At 71.4% G+C, this 19297-nt stretch carries 12 protein-coding genes; 8 read left to right on the top strand and 4 right to left on the bottom strand.

All coding sequences use genetic code 11. From position 1 onward, the window contains the following. Positions 1–184 precede the first annotated feature (184 nt). The 5 genes from Drose_RS12780 (at position 185) to Drose_RS12760 (ending at position 6706) form a co-directional block, all read left to right on the top strand. On the top strand, positions 185–2050 hold the full coding sequence (locus tag Drose_RS12780) for a sensor histidine kinase (protein ID WP_260728392.1): 1866 nt from the start codon (positions 185–187) through the stop codon (positions 2048–2050). A 186-nt stretch (positions 2051–2236) separates the two neighbouring features. Then, a complete protein-coding gene (locus Drose_RS12775; protein ID WP_260728391.1) occupies positions 2237–2611 on the top strand; it encodes a response regulator in 375 nt (124 codons plus the stop codon). 104 nt (positions 2612–2715) lie between these two features. Further along, positions 2716–4674 carry a sensor histidine kinase gene (locus Drose_RS12770; RefSeq protein WP_260728390.1) on the top strand — a complete coding sequence of 653 codons (1959 nt, stop codon included), beginning with the start codon at positions 2716–2718 and terminating at the stop codon, positions 4672–4674. A gap of 95 nt (positions 4675–4769) precedes the next feature. After that, entirely contained in the window at positions 4770–6026 is a 1257-nt protein-coding gene (locus Drose_RS12765; RefSeq protein ID WP_260728389.1) for a sensor histidine kinase, read from the top strand. Further along, positions 6023–6706, top strand: a complete 684-nt coding sequence (locus Drose_RS12760; protein WP_260728388.1) for a response regulator — start codon at positions 6023–6025, stop codon at positions 6704–6706. Before Drose_RS12765 ends, Drose_RS12760 begins: the two co-directional genes overlap by 4 nt. Positions 6707–6760: 54 nt before the next feature. Here the strand turns inward: Drose_RS12760 and Drose_RS12755 are convergent, their stop codons facing one another. Both Drose_RS12755 and proS read right to left on the bottom strand, forming a co-directional pair. Further along, on the bottom strand, positions 6761–7285 hold the full coding sequence (locus Drose_RS12755; protein ID WP_260728387.1) for a DUF4870 domain-containing protein: 525 nt from the start codon (positions 7283–7285) through the stop codon (positions 6761–6763). Positions 7286–7386: 101 nt separating this feature from the next. Next, entirely contained in the window at positions 7387–8796 is a 1410-nt protein-coding gene (gene proS / locus Drose_RS12750) for a proline--tRNA ligase (protein WP_260728386.1), read from the bottom strand. 819 nt (positions 8797–9615) lie between these two features. On the opposite strand from proS, the gene Drose_RS12745 reads away from it, so the two are divergent. Next, positions 9616–11133 carry an MDR family MFS transporter gene (locus Drose_RS12745; RefSeq protein WP_260729705.1) on the top strand — a complete coding sequence of 506 codons (1518 nt, stop codon included), beginning with the start codon at positions 9616–9618 and terminating at the stop codon, positions 11131–11133. Between the two features lie 100 nt (positions 11134–11233). Then, positions 11234–13378: an RNA polymerase recycling motor ATPase HelR gene (gene helR, locus Drose_RS12740; protein WP_260729704.1), complete on the top strand. Its 2145-nt coding sequence runs from the start codon at positions 11234–11236 to the stop codon at positions 13376–13378. Positions 13379–13674: 296 nt separating this feature from the next. Here helR and Drose_RS12735 read toward each other — a convergent pair whose 3' ends face one another. Together Drose_RS12735 and Drose_RS12730 are read right to left on the bottom strand one after the other, a co-directional pair. After that, positions 13675–14655, bottom strand: a complete 981-nt coding sequence (locus tag Drose_RS12735) for a C40 family peptidase (protein ID WP_260728385.1) — start codon at positions 14653–14655, stop codon at positions 13675–13677. Positions 14656–15127: 472 nt separating this feature from the next. Beyond that, positions 15128–16726: a sensor histidine kinase gene (locus tag Drose_RS12730; RefSeq protein WP_260728384.1), complete on the bottom strand. Its 1599-nt coding sequence runs from the start codon at positions 16724–16726 to the stop codon at positions 15128–15130. Positions 16727–17529: 803 nt separating this feature from the next. Between Drose_RS12730 and Drose_RS12725 the strand changes: the two genes are divergently transcribed. Further along, positions 17530–19296: a glycoside hydrolase family 15 protein gene (locus tag Drose_RS12725; protein WP_313900046.1), complete on the top strand. Its 1767-nt coding sequence runs from the start codon at positions 17530–17532 to the stop codon at positions 19294–19296. The last annotated feature ends 1 nt before the right edge of the window (position 19297 follow it).

Here is a 19297-nt window from a genome sequence, read left to right as displayed (position 1 = left end):
ATGCCTGGTCGCAGCAGGACGTTCGAGGCGCCCGCGCCGGCTCGTCGGCACGGACCCCACACAGCTCGCCCAGGTAGGATGACGGGAAGTTGCGTCAGGACGCCATACGGTCGGCGCCGGTTCGCTTCCCGCGTGAGGAGCCCGCGGGAGCCGGTGCCGGCGCAAGGCGTGGAGGGCGGTCGCCATGCCGGCTCGCCTCACAGCGTTGTTGCTGTCACACAAGCGGCCGCCACTCGTGCTCGGGCTGATCGTCGCAGCGGCGCTCGTCGCGGTGGAGACCGTCGTGCTGTACCCGCTCAGTGGAGACTCCGCGGCGGGTACCAGAAGTGTCATCTACCTGTGCGGCGTCCTGGTGGTCGCGAGCGTGTGGGGCGTCTGGCTGGGTGTCGTCACGTCGGTGGCCAGCATCGTCGCCTTCAACTACTTCCACGCCGTCCCCTTCCAGGCGTTCGGCTTCGACCCACGCCGGGACCTGCAGATCGCCGCGGTCTTCATCGGAGCCGGGCTGTTCACCAGCTTCGTCGCGGACCTGGCCCGGTCCCGCGCCGCCGAGGCCTCCGAGCGGCGCCGGGAGGCAGACCTCGCCGCCGAGATGGCGCACCGGATGTTGCGCTCCGACGACGTGCGTTCGACGCTCGATTCGGTGTCATGGCTGCTCGCGGAGGCGTTCGAGCTGCGGTCCGCGACCATCGGGCTCGATGCGGTGGCCGGGGACGAGCAGTGGGTCGCGTTCCCCTTGCGGGACGGCGCGACGCAGGTAGGCAGTCTGCTGGTCCCCGCGGACACCCCCGAACGGATCCTGGAGCGTCTGCGGCACCGGGTGGTGCCGTCGCTGGTGTCGCTGCTGTGCGCGGCGCGGGAACGTGAGGAGATCACGAATTCGCTGAAGGCGAGCCGCGAAGAGGCCACCGAGCTCATGGAGGCGTCCACCCTCCTGATGGAGGAACAGGCCGCGCTGCGGCGGGTGGCGGTCCTGGTCGCGCGCGGAGCCTCACCGCCGGAGGTGTTCAGCGCGGTGACCGCGGAACTGTGCCAGCTCCTCGGCCCGTACAGCACAGGCCTCGTCCGCTACGAGCCGGACGGCACGAGCACCCTCGTCGGAGGGCGTAACGAGCCCGGCATGGTCGAGATGCCGGCTGGAACGCGCATCCGGCTGGAGGGACACTGCCTCACCGCGATGATCCAGAGCACCGGTCGCCCGGCCCGGACGACCTACGACAACGCCGAGGGTCCGATCGCCGCGACGCTGCGCGAGTTGGGCATCCATTCGGGGTTCGGCGTGCCGGTCGTCGTCGCGGGCCGTCTCTGGGGCGCTGCCGTCATCTCGACCACGCGATCCGCACCGATACCGGCTGAGGTGGAAGCGCGACTCGCCGACTTCACCGAACTGGTCGCGACCGCGGTCGCCAACGCCGACAGCCATGCGCAGCTCACCGCCTCCCGCGCCCGTATCGTCGCCGCCACCGACGAGGCCCGTCGGCGGCTCGAACGCGACCTGCACGACGGCGCGCAGCAACGGCTCGTCTCGCTCCGTCTCCAACTGGGCATGGTCGAGGCCGCGATACCGCCCGGGCTCGACGCGGTGCGGGAGGAACTGACGCAGATCGCCACCGGCCTGACCTGCGTCCTCGAGGATCTCCGGGAACTCTCGCGGGGCATCCATCCGGCGATGCTGGCCAGGGGCGGACTGGGGCCGGCGCTGCGAACGCTCTGCCGCCGCAGCGCGGTTCCGGTCGACCTCGTCGTGGACATCGACCGGCGGTTGCCCGAGCCGGTCGAGGTGACGGCGTACTACGTCGTGTCCGAAGCACTCGCCAACGCCGCCAAGCACGCCCGGGCCACCATGGTGCACGTCGATGCCGAGGCGGAGGATGCGGTCCTCCGCCTCTCGATCAAGGACAACGGTGTCGGCGGAGCCGGCACCGGCCGAGGGTCCGGGCTGATCGGTCTCCAGGACCGTGTCGAGACCCTCGGCGGCCGCATGGACATCGTGAGCCCGGCCGGCAACGGCACCGCGCTCCTGGTCACGATCCCGATCGGCGGCACCTGACCCGGCAGCCGGCCTCGGCGGGTCGCCACCTCGGACACGCTGCGCGCCTCCGGCCGACCGCCCGGCCGAGTGTGCCGCGATCGCCGTCGGCAGAGCATGCGTCCCTTCTTGCGCACGCGTTACGGTTGGTGGAGGTTGGTGTGGAGTCCGCGGGAGCCTTGCTGGTTCGGCCGGGAGGCTGGGGTCATGGTCCTCCGATGTCTCATCGTTGACGACTCGACCGCGTTTCTCGCGGCCGCCGAGCGGGCGCTGACCAGTCAAGGGATCAACATCGTCGGGGTGGCGCACGACAGCGCGCAGGCGATCGCCGACATCGACGCACTCCAGCCGGACGTCGTCCTGGTGGACGTCTACTTGGGCGCGGAAAGCGGCTTCGCGCTGGCCGAACGCATCGAGGCCATCGCCCGGGCCCACAGTTGGGCCGTCCAGGTCATCCTGATCTCCAGCCATTCCCGGGACGAGATGGTCGACCTGCTCCACGAGAGTCCCGCCGTGGCGTTCGTGGACAAGGCGGAGCTGTCGGCCCAGACGATTCGTGGCGCTTTGGACGGCACGGGGTGACAGCGGACCTGCGTGTCCGTCGTGACACGAGGTCGGCCCAGGCCGGCCGGGAGCCGGCGCAGCACCGCGGAGCCTCCGGCCTGAAATCGGACTAAAGTGGCATTATGCGCGCAAGCCCGTTGTCGCTGCTGGTGCGGCCGACGCCTCCGTCCGCATGGCTGGGAATCGCGGTCGCTCTCCTCTTCATCGTGCTGGAGAGCCTGCTCACCTACCCGCTCCACGCGTTCACGAAGGAGTCGACGCCGAGCGTCATCTACCTGCTCGGTGTCGTGCTGGTCTCGATCGTCTGGGGGCTGTGGCTGGGAGTGGCCACGGCGTTGGTGAGTGTCGTCGCGTTCGTGTCCCTCTACGTCAGGCCCGTCAGGACCCTCGCCGACTCCGACGTCCGGGACGTGACGCCACTCCTGGTCTTCGTCACCGTGGCGGTGGTGGTCAGCGCGCTGGCGAACCAGTCCCGAAGGCGGGCCGCACAGGCCCAGGAGTCCGACCTCACCGCGGACATGGCCCGCCTGCTGCTCGACACCGACGACGTCGTCGCGGCACTGCCCGCGGTATCCCGGAAGATCACGCAGGCTCTGGACCTGCCCACGGCGACGATCGAACCGGCGCCCAGGTCGCCCGGCGCCGCAGCACCCGATCCGGACCGGACGGTCCCCGGCGAGTACACCACCGGCGAGATCGTCCATGCGGACGGCCGGCAGACCGCGCTCCCGCTCCGCCACGACGGCACCCTGCTGGGGACGCTCCGCGTGCCCGCCGGAATGCCGGACCGGCAGGTGGACCGTCTGCGGCAGCGGGTGATCCCGCCACTCGTGTCACTGCTGCACGCCGCACGCGAACGCGGGTCCATGCTCGACGCGCTCGCCGCGCGCGGGGAGGAACTTCAGCAACGAGCGGCACAGCAAGCCGCGTTGCGGCGGGTGGCGACACTCGTGGCGCGCGCCGCCAGCCCGGCCGAGGTCTTCCACGCGGTCACCACGGAGGTCAGCCGGCTCCTGGACGACCGCCATACGACCCTGCTGCACTACGAACCCGACGGCACGGTCACGGTCGTCTCGACGAACCAGCCCAGCCTGATGGTGCTGCCCGGCAGCCGCTGGAGGACAACGGCACACGAGAACGGACAGGCCGGGAACGGCAGCGTCACGGACATGGTGTGGCGTACCGGTCGCGCCGCCCGGACCGACTCGTACGCCGACGACGCCGACCCCGGCAACGCATGCAGGCGCGCATTGGGCATCCAGGCGGCGGTCGCGGTGCCGATCGTCGTCGAGGACCGCCTGTGGGGCACCCTCGCCGTCACCTCCGCGCAGGCCGAGCCGCTGCCGCCGGACGCGGAGGCACGCATCACGGACTTCACCGACCTCGCCGCCACCGCGATCGCCAACGCCGACAGCCGCGCCCAGCTCATCGCCTCCCGCGCCCGGATCGCCACCGCCGCCGACGAGGCACGCCAGCGCATCGAACGTGACCTGCACGACGGCGCACAGCAACATCTCATCGCCATCGGCCTCGAACTGCGCGCCGCCGAGGACGTCGACATGCCGCCCGAGCAGCTACGGGCGCACATGGCCCACGCGGCGACAAGCCTCACCGCCGTCGTGACGGACCTGCGGGAACTGGCACGTGGCATCCATCCGGCGATTCTCGGTGCCGGTGGCCTCGCGCCGGCGCTCAAGGCGCTCGCCCGCCGATCCGCGATCCCGGTCCAACTGCACATCCACACCGACCACCGGCCACCCACACCGGTGGAAGTCGCCGCCTATTACGTCGTGTCGGAGTCGCTGACGAACGCGGCCAAACACTCGCAAGCGTCGGTGGTGGACGTCAACGTCACCACCCAGTCCGACATGCTCCAGCTCGCCATCCACGACGACGGTGTCGGCGGTGCCGACCCGGCCCGAGGATCCGGGCTCACCGGCCTCCGGGACCGCGTCGAAGCCCTCGGCGGACACGTGGCCATCACGAGCCCGCCCAACGTCGGCACCTCGTTGCTCGTCACCATCCCGACCCGGACCGACGCGCAGACGGCTGATCCCCCACATGTGCCGGCACAGCGGTGAGCCGGACCTCCTACGCGGATTCGCGTAACCGGCTCGCACCTGATCACGCCCGTCGTCGTAGCCGGTCACCCGAGCGTGGGCACTATCATCGCGGGATGAAACGCCGAGCAACGCCGTTCCGCCTGCCGGTCCGCCTGCCGGTCCTGGCACAAGACGTCCTGCTCGGACTCGTCGTCGCCGTGATGCAGGTTCAGGGCCTCGTCGCGAAACCTCCGGACGTGGGGTCGCGGCCGCTCACCGACCTCGGACACCTGGGATACGTGCTGCTGATCGCGAGTGGCCTGGTGCTGGTCGCCCGCCGCCGGTGGCCGGCACAGGTGTTCATCGCGACGGCGCTCGCCAGCCTGGTGTACTACACCGCCGGCTTCTCGGACGGGCCCGGATGGATCGCGCTCTTCGTCGCCCTGTACACGCTGACCGCCTACGGCGACGGGCGCAGGTCGCTGGTGATCGCGGGCGTGGGCATCAGCGTGCTGACCGCCGGCTGGCTCATCGCCGCGGCCGACATCGAGCCGACGGCCGCCATCGGATGGGTGTTCTTCCGGATCGCGGCGTCGATCATGGCTGCCGCCCTGGGCGAGTCGGCCCGGTCCCGGCGGGTCATCGCGGCCGAGGCTCAGGAGCGGGCTCGACAGGCCGAACGGACCCGGGAGGAGGAAGCGCGTTCGCGGGTCGACGCCGAGCGGCTGCGGATCGCGCGCGAAGTCCACGACACCGTCGCTCACGCCATCGCGATCATCAACGTGCAGGCCGGTGTCACGGCGTACGTGCTGGACAAGCGGCCGGAACGGGCACGCGACGCGCTGGTGACCATCGAGCAGACGAGCGCTCAGGCGTTGCACGAGATGCGGGCGATCCTCGGGGTGCTTCGCGACTCGGACAACGGGCGGGTGCCGCACCCCGGGCTGGGACAGATCAACGAGCTCGCCACGATGGCGCGCGAGGCCGGACTCGACATCAAGCTCGAGGTGGGCTCGGCGGCGGCGCCGTTGCCGAGCGCGGTGGACACCACGGCCTACCGGATCCTGCAAGAGTCGATCACCAACGTGATCCGCCACGCCGGCCCGACCCGGGTGACGGTCGCGCTCGACTACGGAACCGACGTCCTGGAGGTGCGAGTGGCCGACGAGGGTGGCCGGGACGGCTCGGGTGCTGACGCCGCGCGTCCGGACGCACCGGCCGGACACTCGGGCGTCACCAGCGGCTCGGCCGAGCCGGGCCGCGGGATCATCGGCATGCGCGAGCGCTGTGGGCTCCTGGGCGGAGAGCTGACCGCCGGACCGCGGCCGTGCGGCGGGTTCGAGGTCAAGGCGCGGCTGCCGCTGGCTCCGGCCGCGGCGGTGCGCTCATGAACGCGGCCGGCGGCGTTCCGATCAAGGTCCTGCTGGCTGACGATCAGGTGCTGGTGCGGTCCGGGTTCAAGGGCCTGCTCGAGGTCGAGGACGACATCACGGTGGTCGGGGAGGCCGCCGACGGGGCCGAGGCCGTGGAGCGGGCCCGGGCCGCCCGGCCCGACGTCGTGCTCATGGACATCCGCATGCCGGTGCTGGACGGGATCAAGGCCACCGAACAGATCGCCGGGACGCGGGGCCTCGAACAGATCCGGGTCCTGATCCTGACCACGTACGACACCGATGCGTACGTCTTCGAGGCGCTGCGAGCCGGCGCAAGCGGCTTCCTGCTCAAAGACGCCGGGCCGGCCGAGCTGCTGCACGCCATCCGGGTGGTCGCCGCGGGTGAGGCGCTGCTCGCGCCGCGGATCACCCGGCGCCTCATCGCTCAGTTCACCGCGCAACGGATCGTCACCCGGGCCGCGGAGGACCGGCTGGCGGTGCTGACGCGACGCGAACGTGAAGTCATGGCCCTGGTGGGACAGGGACTCAGCAACGACGAGATCGGCGCCGAGCTGTTCCTCAGTCCGGCCACCGCCCGCACCCACGTCAGCCACGCGATGGTGAAGCTCGGTGCACGTGACCGCGCGCAGCTCGTCGTCATCGCCTACCAGACCGGGTTGGTCAGGCCCCCGGCGTGAGAGGTTGCGCGCGCCCGCACGTCGGTGCGGGGCGCGCGCGGACGGCCCTCGGTGTTACTTGATGAAGCGGAAGGTGGCCGGGTAGCGGTACAGCTCGCCGTTGTTGGCCTTCATGCCGGCGATGATCGCGAAGGCCAGGACGAACACCCACACGAGCAACGGCAGCGGCGACGCGATACCGAACGTGCACACCGCGATGACCACCGAGATGATCATGGCGATGCCCCATGTGATGTGGAAGTTCAGCGCCTCGTTGGCGTGCGCCTTCACCGTGGGCGACTCGTTGCCCTTGGCGAGCAGCGCGACCAGCGGCGCGATGAAGCCGACGAGGATGCCACCGAAGTGGGCGATGAGCGCCCAGGTCTTCTCGTCGCTGTTGGCGTAGCCGACCGGCGCGCCGCCGGGGGTGCCGTACGCGCCCGGCTGCTGGTAGGCGCCGTAGCCCTGCTGCTGGTAGCCCGCGCCGGAGGTCGGCGGCGGGTATCCGGCGCCGGGAGTCCCGCCCGGATACGAGGGCGGCGTGGAGTAGGGGTCCGACGGCGAGCCGTATTCCCCCGGGGGACGAGGTGGTTCAGTCATGGGGGCCACCGTAGGTGCACAGATCAACCAACGCCAGCGACACGACCTGACCGCTGTCCGACAACCCCGCGTTCTCCGCCGCCTGGATCCGGTCCGGGGCGTCAATACGCTCGCGCGACGACTGCCACGAGGCCCGGTTCGTCCTCGGCGTCGGGGACGGTGCCGTCCTGCCGTACCAGGCAGCGGATGGTCACCCCTTCCCCGTTCGCCTTCGTCTCGCCCTCGGCCCCCATGGTGGACCACGGCACCCGCGCCCACTTGCCCGCGATCGCCGCGGCGATCGCGTCGTCGGTCGTCTTCACCTCGACCGTGCCGGCGTCCCGGCGGGCGAGTGCCGCGTCGTACAGCGCCTGCTGGTCCAGCGCGAGCGTCTCCACCACCGTCTTGACGATCGCGCCGACCCTGACGGACGTCTTGGTGCCGTCGAACCGCCGCACGAGCACCACGTTGCCCGCGGCGAGGTCACGCGGACCGACCTCGATCCGCACCGGGAAGCCCTTGAGCTCGGCGTCGACCGCCCGCCGCCCGAACGGGGTGTCCACCCGGTCGTCGAGCGCCACTCGGACGCCCACGGCCTCGAGCTCGTCGCGGAGCCGCGCCGCCGCCCGCGGTACACCTTCGCCTTCCTTGACCACCGTGACGAGTGCCTGCGTCGCCGCGGCGCGCGGCGGGACGCGGAGGCCGGCGTCGTCGCCGTGACACATGATCAGACCGCCGAGCATGCGGGTCGAGCTGCCCCAGGAGGTGGTCCAGGCATGTTCCCGCGTGCCGGACCGGCCGGAGAAGACGACGTCGAACGCCTTCGCGAAGTTCTGGCCCAGCTCATGACTGGTGCCCATCTGCAGCGCCTTGCCGTCGCCCATCATGCCTTCGAGCGTGTACGTGTTCGTGGCGCCGGCGAACCGCTCCCGCGCGGTCTTGCGCCCCGCGACGACCGGCATGGCGAGGACGGTGCGCATGAAGTCCTCGTAGACGTCGTGGAGGATCCTGCGCGCATACCGCCGGGCGTCGTCCTGCGTGGCGTGGGCGGTGTGCCCCTCCTGCCAGAGGAACTCGGTCGTGCGCAGGAGCAGTCGCGGCCGCAGCTCCCACCGCACGACGTTGGCCCACTGGTTGAGCAGCAGCGGGAGGTCACGGTAGCTGCTGACCCACTTCGCCAGGTACTCGCCGATGACGGTCTCGCTCGTCGGCCGCACGACCACGGGCTCGGCGAGTGGTTTGCCGCCGCCGTGTGTCACCACGGCGAGCTCCGGCGAGAAGCCCTCGACGTGTTGCGCCTCGCGCCGCAGGTAGCTCTCGGGGATGAGCAGCGGGAAGTACGCGTTCTGCGCGCCGGCCGCCTTGATGCGCTCGTCCATCTCGGACTGCATGCGCTCCCAGATCGCATACCCCGCCGGTCGGATGACCATGGTGCCGCGCACCGGCCCGTTGTCGGCCAGCTCCGCCTTGGCGAGCAGTTCCTGATACCAGCGGGGGAAGTCCTCCGAACGCGGAGTGAGGACGCGAGCCATGACCGCCAAGTCTAGTAACGTTCCGCCGTCGCCACAGGCGGTTATTCGGGCGCTCGCAACGGGGTCGGTCCCGGCGGCCGGCGGGTCGGCGCAATCGAAATCTCGCGGGCCGATGCGAACGCTCCGGCTCCGGACAATCACGCCGGACTGGTCACCGCGAACGAGCCGCGGGCTGTCTATCCATGGCGGGCGATCAGTAAGCAGACAGGAGGATGTCCACTCCTTTCCACTATAAATCTATACCAGACCGGGGGGCTTGCGGCAAGACCCGGGTCGTGCCGCAGAATCGTCGGCCGAGGGCTGGAACCTGCGGAAATGGGGGGCCGCGACATGCCTGTGTCGCTGTCGACGATCGGGTCGCACGGTCGCGTCGGTCGTGGACGACCCGGCGACGGTCGATCCGTGGTCTCGGTCGCGAGCGAGCCGGGCGGTCCGCGACCTCGCCGGGACCGGACTGCCCGATCCTGACCGACGCGGGCCGCTCGCCATGCTGTCGCGCCGTTCCCGCCGGACATGGCCGGCGACCGAATGCCGCGGGACCCGGGTGCCCTGGCCGCGGGCGCTGTCCGACACGGCGCCCGACGTCCGCCGACCGCGACGACGCATCAGCGCAGGTCGTCGCACACCGCGCCGCGAATGACGCGACGGGCGGGTTCCGCTCGCCGGCGGCCAGGTCGCGGCCACCGCTACCACCAAGGAGATCTGATGACCGTTCAACCCGAGCCGGGCGTGGCCGGGACGCCGGCGGCGATCGCTCCGGACGACCGGGCCGGAGCCGGCGCGCCCGTGGCCACAGCGGCGGCCGAGCAGTCCGGGCGGATGTCGCACGCCGAGGTGATCCAGGCGCTGTCCGGCCTCATGCTCGGCGTGTTCGTCACGATCCTTGCCTCGACGATCGTCTCCAACGCGCTGCCGCGCATCATCGCCGACCTCGGCGGCACCCAGTCGGTCTACACCTGGGTGGTCACCACCGAACTGCTGTCGATGACCGCGACCGTGCCCCTCTGGGGCAAGATGGCCGACCTCTACAGCAAGAAGCTGCTCATCCAGCTCTCGCTGAGCCTGTTCGCCGTCGGCTCGCTGATCGCCGGCTCCGCGCCGAACGTCACTGTGCTGCTGGTCAGCCGCATCGCGCAGGGCGTGGGCGCCGGCGGCATGGGCGCGCTCGCGATGATCGTGATGGCCGCGATGATCCCGCCGCGCGAGCTGGGCCGCTATTCCGGCGTCTTCGGCGCGGTGTTCGGCGTGGCCACGATCGCCGGCCCGCTGATCGGTGGCGTGCTGGTGGACACCTCGTGGCTGGGCTGGCGCTGGTGCTTCTTCATCGGCATCCCGTTCACGGTGGCCGCGGTCGCCCTGCTGCAGAAGACGCTGCACCTGCCGGTCGTCCGCCGGCCCGTGAAGGTCGACTGGCCAGGGGCGCTGCTGATCATGGCCGGCGTCTGCACGCTGCTGATCTGGTCCAGCCTGGCCGGTCACCACTTCGCCTGGGGCTCGTGGCAGACCGCGGCGTTCGTCAGCGGTGGCGCGCTCCTGCTCGCGCTCGCGGTGTGGACCGAGTCGCGGGCCGCGGACCCGATCATCCCGCTCGCCATCTTCCGCAACCGCACGGTCACGCTGGCCGTGGTGGCCAGCACGCTGGTCGGCGTGGCGATGTTCGGCGGCACGGTGTTCCTGTCGCAGTACTTCCAGATAGCCCTCGGCAAGTCCCCGACGGTGGCCGGTCTGATGAGCCTGCCGATGATCTTCGGTGTGCTGGTGTCCTCGACGGTCGCCGGACAACTCATCACGCGGTTCGGGCGCTGGAAGGCCTACCTGGTGGTGGGCTCGATCGTGATGACCGGCGGGTTCCTGATGCTCAGCACGATCGACGCGACGACCGGCGCGGTGCTGCTGGCGGTGTACATGGCGGTGCTCGGGATCGGGGTCGGCATGCTCATGCAGAACCTCGTGCTCGCCGCGCAGAACGACGTGCCCGCCGCCGAGCTGGGCGCGGCCACCTCGGCACTCACCTTCTTCCGCAGCATGGGCGGCGCGATCGGGGTCAGTGCGCTGGGCGCGGTGCTCACCAACAGGGTGACCTCGCTCTTCGTCGACCACTTCGGTGCGACGGGGACCGGGGACGGCAGCGCGAAGGTGCCCGACCTCAAGACGCTGCCCGCGCCGGTCCTCGCCGTGATCCGCGACGTCTACGGCACGGCGACCGCGGACCTGTTCCTGGTGGCCGCGCCGATCGCGTTCCTCGCCGTGCTCGCGGTGGTCTTCATCCAGGAGAAGCCGCTGTCCACCCTCACCGGCGACGAGCGCCGCGCGCGGGAGGCGGCGGCACCGCACTGAGTCGCGCGGGCGGCCAACCGAGGCTGTCCATGCGCGGGGGCCGCCGCGCTCTCATTCTCCATCGCAAGCGATCCAGATCGGAGCTCATGCCGTGAACCCGCTGACCACCAGCGCGTTTGACCTTCCCGACCACCTCTGCGCCAAGGCCGACCCGAAGCTGATCGCCCGGGACGAGCAGCACTTCGCGGCGATCGCGGAGAGCCTCGGACAGACGATCGCCGACCTGTCCGGCCGCCTCGACACCGCGCGCAAGGCGGACGGCGGCATAGGCCAGGCGGCGATGGACCGGGACCTGGAGGTCCACCGGCTGACCGCTCGCCTGCGCACGCTGCGCCGCTTCGGCCTGGACCTGTGCCTCGGCCACATCGTCAGCGCGGACGACCCCGAGCCCGTGTACATCGGACGGCTCGGCCTCACGGACAGCACGGGTCGACGGCTGTTGCTCGACTGGCGCTCCCCCGCCGCCGAACCGTTCTTCGGCGCTACCCACGCCAACCCGATGGGTCTGGCGAGCCGGCGCAGGTACCGCTGGACCCGTGGCCGGATCGGCGACTACTGGGACGAGGTGTTCACCGCGGAGGGGTTCGAGGGGCACGCCGCGCTCGACGACCAGTCCGCCTTCATCGCCAGCCTCGGCGGTAGCCGGTCGGGCCGGATGCGTGACGTCCTCGGCACCATCCAGGCCGACCAGGACGCCATCATCCGCGCGGGATCCCGCGGCACGCTCGTCGTCGACGGCGGCCCGGGCACGGGCAAGACCGTCGTCGCGCTGCACCGCGCCGCCTACCTCCTCTACTCCGACCCACGGCTCGATCACCGCCGGGGCGGCGTGCTGTTCGTCGGTCCGCACCAGCCCTACCTGGCGTACATCGCCGACGTCCTGCCCAGTCTCGGCGAGGAGGGCGTGCAGACCTGCACCCTGCGGGACCTCGTCGCCGAGGGAGCCGCGGCGACCGTCGAGGCCGACCCGGAGGTGTCCCGCCTGAAGTCGTCCGCCGGCCTGGTGACGGCGATCGAGGCGGCCGTCAGGTTCTACGAGGAACCGCCCGCCAAGGGGATGACGGTCACGACCCAGGAGTCCGACATCTCGCTGAGCGCCGACGACTGGGCCGACGCGTTCCAGGCAGCGGGGCCCGGCACCCCGCACAACGAGGCACGTGACCAGGTCTGGGAGGAGCTGCTCACGATCCTGATGGACAAGTACGCCGGCGACGAACCGGATGACCTGCTGCGCCGGTCACTGTCGCGGAACAGGGAGTTGCTCACGACGTTCAACCGCGCCTGGCCGCTGCTCGAAGCGGCCGACCTCGTCGGAGACCTGTGGTCGGTGCCCGCATACCTGCGCAGGTGCGCTCCCTGGCTCAGCACCGACGACGTCCGGCGGCTGCGACGCGACGACGCCCAGGCGTGGACGGTGTCCGACCTGCCGATGCTGGACGCGGCGCGGCAGCGGCTCGGCGACCCGGAGGCGGCACGGCGCCGGCGCCGGCACGACGCCGCTGTCGCCGCCGAACGCGAGCGCATGACCAGGGTCGTGGACAGCCTGATCGAGGTCGCCGACGACGAATACGGCACAGGCCTGGTGACGATGCTCCGTGGCGAGGACTTCCACGACGCCCTGATCGACGAGACCGCGCTGCCCGGCGCCGAGCCCGACCGGCTGGCCGGCCCGTTCGCGCACATCATCGTGGACGAGGCTCAGGAGCTGACCGACGCGGAGTGGCAGATGCTGCTGCGGCGCTGCCCGTCACGCAGCTTCACCATCGTCGGCGACCGCGCCCAGGCCCGGCACGGCTTCACCGAGTCGTGGCAGGAACGGCTCGGGCGGATCGGGCTCGACAGGATCGACGTGGCCTCCCTCACCATCAATTACCGGACGCCGGACACGGTCATGGCGGAAGCCGAGCCCGTCATCCGGGCCGTGCTGCCGGACGCCAACGTGCCGACCTCCGTGCGTACAAGCGATGTTCCGGTCCTGCACGGATCCGCTTCGGAGCTGGGGTCGATCCTGGACACCTGGCTCACCGCGCACGCCGACGGAATCGCCTGCGTCATCGGCGATCCCACGTTCCGGGCGACGTCCCGCGTCCGGTCCCTGGCCCCGGAACTGGCCAAGGGGCTCGAGTTCGACCTGGTCGTCCTCGTCGACCTCGAGAAGTTCGGCAACGGCATCGAAGGCGCGGTCGACCGGTATGTCGCGATGACCCGGGCGACCCAGCGACTCGTCATCCTCACGAGCCCCTGAGGCCGACGCTCGCCGACCGGTCCGCTGACCGGCGCAATCCGCCGCCGTGCCGCTCGATCTCATGATCATGGGAAAGGTCCGGCTGTCGGGGCAGCCAGACCTTTCCCATGATCATGGAGTTGTTTGCCCGGGCCGGAGCGCGCCCCGGGTCCAGTAGCGACCACGATCGACAGAGACCACCCGCACGACTGTGCGTCACCGTCCCGTAACGCGACACCGGGGTTGCCGGACGACCGCACGGCTCGACCGCCTCGCCGCACGTCCGTGACCCCGGCCGCCGGGCCGCCCCTCGCTCGTCACGGTCGGCCGTAACCGTACAGCGGATCGACGTCGATCGGGGCGACCTTGACCACGGTGCGGCTGTTCGGAGCGTGGATGATCTGGTTGTTGCCGATGTAGATGCCGACATGCCCGAGGCCGTTGTAGAAGACCAGGTCACCGGGGACGAGCTGGCTGCGGTTGATGTGGCGGACCTTCTGCCACTGCTGGGCGGCGTTGTGCGGCAGCGTCACCCCGGCCGCCTTCCAGGCCATCATCGTCAAGCCCGAGCAGTCGAACGTGTTCGGGCCGGCGGTACCCCAGACGTACTTCTTGCCCAACTGTGCCCATGCGTAGCTCACCGCCTTGCCGGCGGCGCCGGACACCGCGGGCGGCTTCGTGGCGGGCGGGCTCGCGGCGGGCGGCTTCTGCGCGGCGGCCGCGGTGGCGGCGTTGACCTTGTCCTGCAACGCGTCCAGCCGGGCGATGTCGGCCTCGATCTGCTTGCGGCGGGTCTCCAGCTCGGTCTTCTGCGCCTGCTGGGCCGCGAGCAGGCCGTCGAGCCGCTGCCTTTCGGCGTCGTAGACGTGCTTCGCGGTCTTGAACCCGTCGAGCTCGGCCCGCTGGTTGTGCGAGATCTGCCGGAGGGTGCCGAGCTGGTCGACGAAGCGGTCCGACGAGTCGGCACCGAGCACCACGGACAGCGTCCGCAGGTTGCTGCCGGTCTTGTAGGCGGACACCGCGACCTGCTCGACGTTGACCTGGGCGGCCTCCATCTTCGCCTGGAGCGGGCGCAGCTTCGCGTCGAGGTCGGCCAGCGCCGTCTGCGTCGCGGCGAGGTCGCCGTTGACCTTGTTGTACTGCTCGACGACGAGCTCGACCTTGCGGTTGCCGTCGTCGATCTGGGCCTGGATCTCGGCCGCCGTCGGGTCGGCGTGCGCGGCGCAGGCGGGCGCCACGACCACCGCCACGGTAGCCCCGACCAGCAGGGAACGCAGGAGCGTTCGTCCGTTGAACACGGTGGGTTCCTTCTTCCGGACCGCCTACCGGGTGAGCTGACGGGCTCGGGCGAGAAGAAAGCGCCCTACCGTGGCGGTCACACGCGCCGGCACGGGTGCCGGCGCCGCGCCACGGATTCGCCCCGGGACGATCACTCGCCCAGGTGGGTCCCCGGCTCGGCCGCCCGCCACCCGTTACCGGGACGCGGGACCGCCGACTCAGCGGCGCCTGTCCGGGTCACCCCGCTGGGTGACGACATCCGGCAGGCGAGCCCAACATAACGGGAACATCTCGGCGGCGGTACTGCCGGATGCGGGTTCTAAGCGACACTTAACGAAACCCACAGATTGCTCCGGCCTACGGTCCTCACTCCGGTGCTCGCGGCTCTTCCGGCGGGGCCTGTCGCGACGGCAGCTCCGCCTGGACGCGCCGCCAGGCCAAGCCCGCCGATCGACGGGATCCGGTGCCGCCGGGCCCGCTGTCGCGATCTGGTCACCGCTGGTCGAGCGGGATCTCGGCCTCCAGGCGGGTGCCCTGGCCGGCCGGGCTCTCGACGGTCAGCGTGCCGCCCAGCGCTTCGACGCGGTCGCTCAGTCCGATGAGACCTGTGCCGCGCTCCGGGTCCGCGCCACCGATGCCGTCGTCGCGCACCGTCAGGTACAGGTTCCTGCCCCGGACCTGAACGCAGACGTGGACGAGCGTGGCCTGGGCGTACTTGGTGGCGTTCGTCAGCGCCTCCGCCACCACGTAGTAGGCCGCGACCTCGACCGGTTCCGGCTGCCGGCCGTCCACCCGCACGTCGAGGTCCACCGGGACGGCGGAGCGGCGGGCCAGCGTGCGCAGCGCGGGTCGCAGACCGCCCTCGGTGAGGATCGCCGGGTGCACGCCGCGGGAGAGCTCCCGCACGTCGTTGACCGTGCCGCTCAACCCGGCCACGACGGCGGAAAGCTGCTGCCGAAGCTGCGTCAGCTCCGGCGGCACGTTCGCCTCGGCCCGGCGGATGTCCAGCCCCAGCGAGATGAGTCGCTGCTGGACGCCGTCGTGCAGGTCACGCTCGAGCTGCCGGCGGGTCTGGTCGGTGGCGAGCACGAGCCGGGCCCTCGACGCGACGAGGCCGGCGCTCTGTACGAGCGTGATCGCCTGGCGGATGATCAGCAGCGAGATGACGACGGTCACGACGACGATCTCGACGTCGTCCATCGGGATGCCCCGCACGAGTTGCACGATCAACAGCACGCCCGTGCCGGCGACCGGCACGTACGGCAGCAACAGGTGACCCCAGCGGGCGTGCGGGCGCACCGCCCAGCGCGGCGTCTCCCGGGTCGGGGCCGGGGTCAGCGCGGCGACCGCGACGAGCGCGTGCCCGGCGATGAACCCGGCGTTGGCCAGCGGCGGCATGCTCTGCGCGCCGGCTGCCACCCGAAACGCGAAGACACTGTCCGAGACCGTCAGGCAGAGCAGCCCGGCGCCGAGGACGATGAGCTGCAACCGGTCCGTCGACACGGCCGCGACGAGCAGGATGATGATGACGGCCAGCAGCAGATCGGTGACCGGGTAGGCGATCGCGATCAGATAGGCGAGCGGGGTGGCCGCACCGGCCCGCACCACCGGTCCGAGCGTGGTGGCCCACGTGAGCACGAACAACGCGCCCACGACGATGAGCCCGTCGAGGACCATCACCAGCCATTCCGTCCGGCGCCGCGGCGCACCCTGCCCGGGCCGGTCGGCGGCCAAGGCGATGATCGCCACGAGCGCGAACACCGGCAGGGTCAGGTATCCGACGTCCGCGAGCGAGGGGGACGGCAGCCCGACGTCGCGGAACAGTTGGCACCAGGACCAGACGAACTGCCCGAACAGCCAGCCGCACGTCCCGGCGCCCATCCACAGCCGCCACCGCCGTTGCGCGCCGGAATGCCGGGCGGCGGTGATCCAGCAGGCGAGGGTCGCGGCGAGCGCGGCGCAGAACTGCGCGGCGTCGTCGACGAACAGCGACCACCAGGGGCTCAGCAGCCCGGAGCTGTCCAGTCCGACGACGGCGGTCACCGACACGGCGGCGACGGCGAGCGGAGCCGACAAGGGTCTGCGTGACAAATGGATCAATCCTGACCGAAGGTGATCAGAACGACGCGCGGGCAACGGTATCGTACCCGCGTATCCTTCCGCCGCGTCTCGACCTGATCATCACGTAGCGACCCGTCCACCGGCCGCTGTCACCCCGCATTTCACCCGGCCTCCCCGCTGCGCCTGCTCGCCGGGCCCGCTGCGCCGGGTTCCCGGCCGGGCGACAGCACCGGGACCGGCGTCCGTGGCCCCCACCCCGCGACGGTGATTACGGCCCTGCTCTCCGGGAAGGGTGACCACTGGAGTGATGGCGGCCGCGGGCGAACGGGGAGGACCGACCATGGGATGTCGATCGAGGTCCACGACCTCGTGGACGGGACGGTGGTACGCATCTCCGGGGAGGTCGACCGTCCTCAGCACGCTGTGGCAGGCGCACCGGTCCGCCGGGGCACGGGGTTCGGCACTGATCCTGTGCGATCCGAATCCGCTGGTGGCGCACGTGCCGCAGGTCGGTGGTTTCATGGACGCGATGCGGATCGAGGTGGACGGTCCCCCAGATCGCGTAGACCCGCACCGGCCACGCCGGCGCAGGACGACGATGCCGGCCGTCCTACTTGCCGCGAGCCTTGCGGGTGCTGCTCGCGTTGGCTTTCCGGATGAGCGTGCTCGGCATGTCCTTACGTGTCGGCATGACGACCTCCTGACGGTGATGACCACATGCGTGCCCGCCTGACGTCACCTCAAACGGATCGGAGCGGCCCGTGGCTCACCGGGTGGCCGTCCGGGGTACGCGCGGTGGTTTCGACGATGCCGGGCCGGGCTACCTGTCCTCGATGGGCATACCTGACAACCGTCCGCCGAGCGCCGGGCAACGGTTCCCGCCGCAGGTGCTGCGCGAGTACGCGGTCGTCGCCGACGGACACCGGGGCGCGCTGGTCGGTCCGCGCGGCGACATCGTCTGGCTGTGCGTGCCGACGTGGGAGTCGGACGCGGTCTTCGCCGGCCTGCTCGGCGGCCCTGGAGGTTACCGTGTCGCTCCCGCCGGCACCCGGTTCGTCTGGGGCGGCTACTACGAGCCGGGCTCGCTCATCTGGACGAGCAGGTGGGTCACCACGGGTGGCATCGTGCACAGCCGCGAAGCGCTCGCCGTGCCGGGTGACGCGCACCGGGTGGTCCTGCTGCGCCAGGTGCGGGCGATCAGCGGGGAGGCGGCCGTCGACCTTCTGCTGGACGTGCGCGCCGGATTCGGCCGGCAGCCGCTGCGGGACCTGCGCGGCGACGCCGACGGGTGGTCCGGCCGGGCCGGCGAACTGTACCTCCGCTGGTCCGGCGCCACCGTCGCCGCGCCCGGACCGGACGGCACGCTGCGCGGCCTGCTGCGGGTGCCCGAAGGCCACCGTCACGACCTGGTGCTCGAACTGTCCGACAGGCCGTTCGACACCTCGCCACCCGACCCTGACCGTGTCTGGTACGACACCGAACAGGCGTGGCGGTCGGCCGTCCCGGAGCTTGCCGGCTTCGTGGCGCGCCGCGATGCGCGGCACGCCTGCGCCGTGCTGCACGGCCTGACCGTTCCCGGCGGCGGAACGGTGGCCGCCGCCACCACGTCGCTGCCGGAGCGCGCCGAGGCCGGACGCAACTACGACTATCGCTACACCTGGATCCGCGACCAGTGTTTCACCGGCATGGCGGCCGCCGCGGCACACGCCGACGAGCTGTTCGACGCCTGCGTCGCGTTCGTCACGCAGCGGCTCATGGCCGACGGGCCCGGCATGCGTCCGGCGTACCTCGCCGCGTCCGGCGGTCCGGTGCCCGGCGAGCAGACCGTGCCGGACCTACCCGGCTATCCGGGCGCACCGGTGCGCACCGGCAACTGGGTCAACACGCAGTTCCAGCTCGACGCGTTCGGCGAGGCCCTGGTCCTGCTGTCCGCCGCGGCCCGCGACGGGCGGCTCGACGGCGACGGGCGGAAGGCGTTGCACGTGGCCGTGCAGGCGATCACCGACCGGTGGACCCAGCCCGACGCCGGCATGTGGGAACTGCGGCCCCGGCGCTGGACGCACTCCCGTCTCGTCTGCGTCGCCGGGCTGCGGGCGGCCGCTGCGGTGCCCGGCCGGACGGCTGGCGACCGGGCGCGTCTCGCCGACCGGATCATGGCCGGGACGGCCGCCACGGCCCTACACCCGTCCGGGCGCTGGCAACGCGCGCCCGACGACCCGCGGGTCGACGCCGCGCTGCTGTTCCCCGCGATCCGCGGCGCGTTGCCGGCCGACGACCCACGCACGATCGCGACCTGTGCCGCGGTGTGTGACGGGCTCACCGACGACGGATACGTCTACCGGTTCCGGGCCGCCGAGGGACCGCTCGGCGACACCGAGGGGGCGTTCCTGCTGTGCGGGTTCGGCATGGCCCTGGCGTCACTGCAAGCCGGTGAGCGCACCGCCGCCGTCCACTGGTTCGAGCGCAACCGTGCCGCGAGCGGCCCGCCGGGCATCTACGCGGAGGAGTACGACGTCCGGCAACGGCAGTTGCGCGGCAACCTGCCCCAGGCGTTCGTCCACGCCCTGCTCCTGGAGAGCGCCGCGGCCCTGTCCGGCTGAT

This window comes from Dactylosporangium roseum (assembly GCF_025264685.1).
Taxonomy (GTDB): domain Bacteria; phylum Actinomycetota; class Actinomycetes; order Mycobacteriales; family Micromonosporaceae; genus Dactylosporangium; species Dactylosporangium roseum.
Note: the sequence above shows the minus strand (reverse complement) of the source record. Positions and strands in the feature narration are given on the sequence as shown.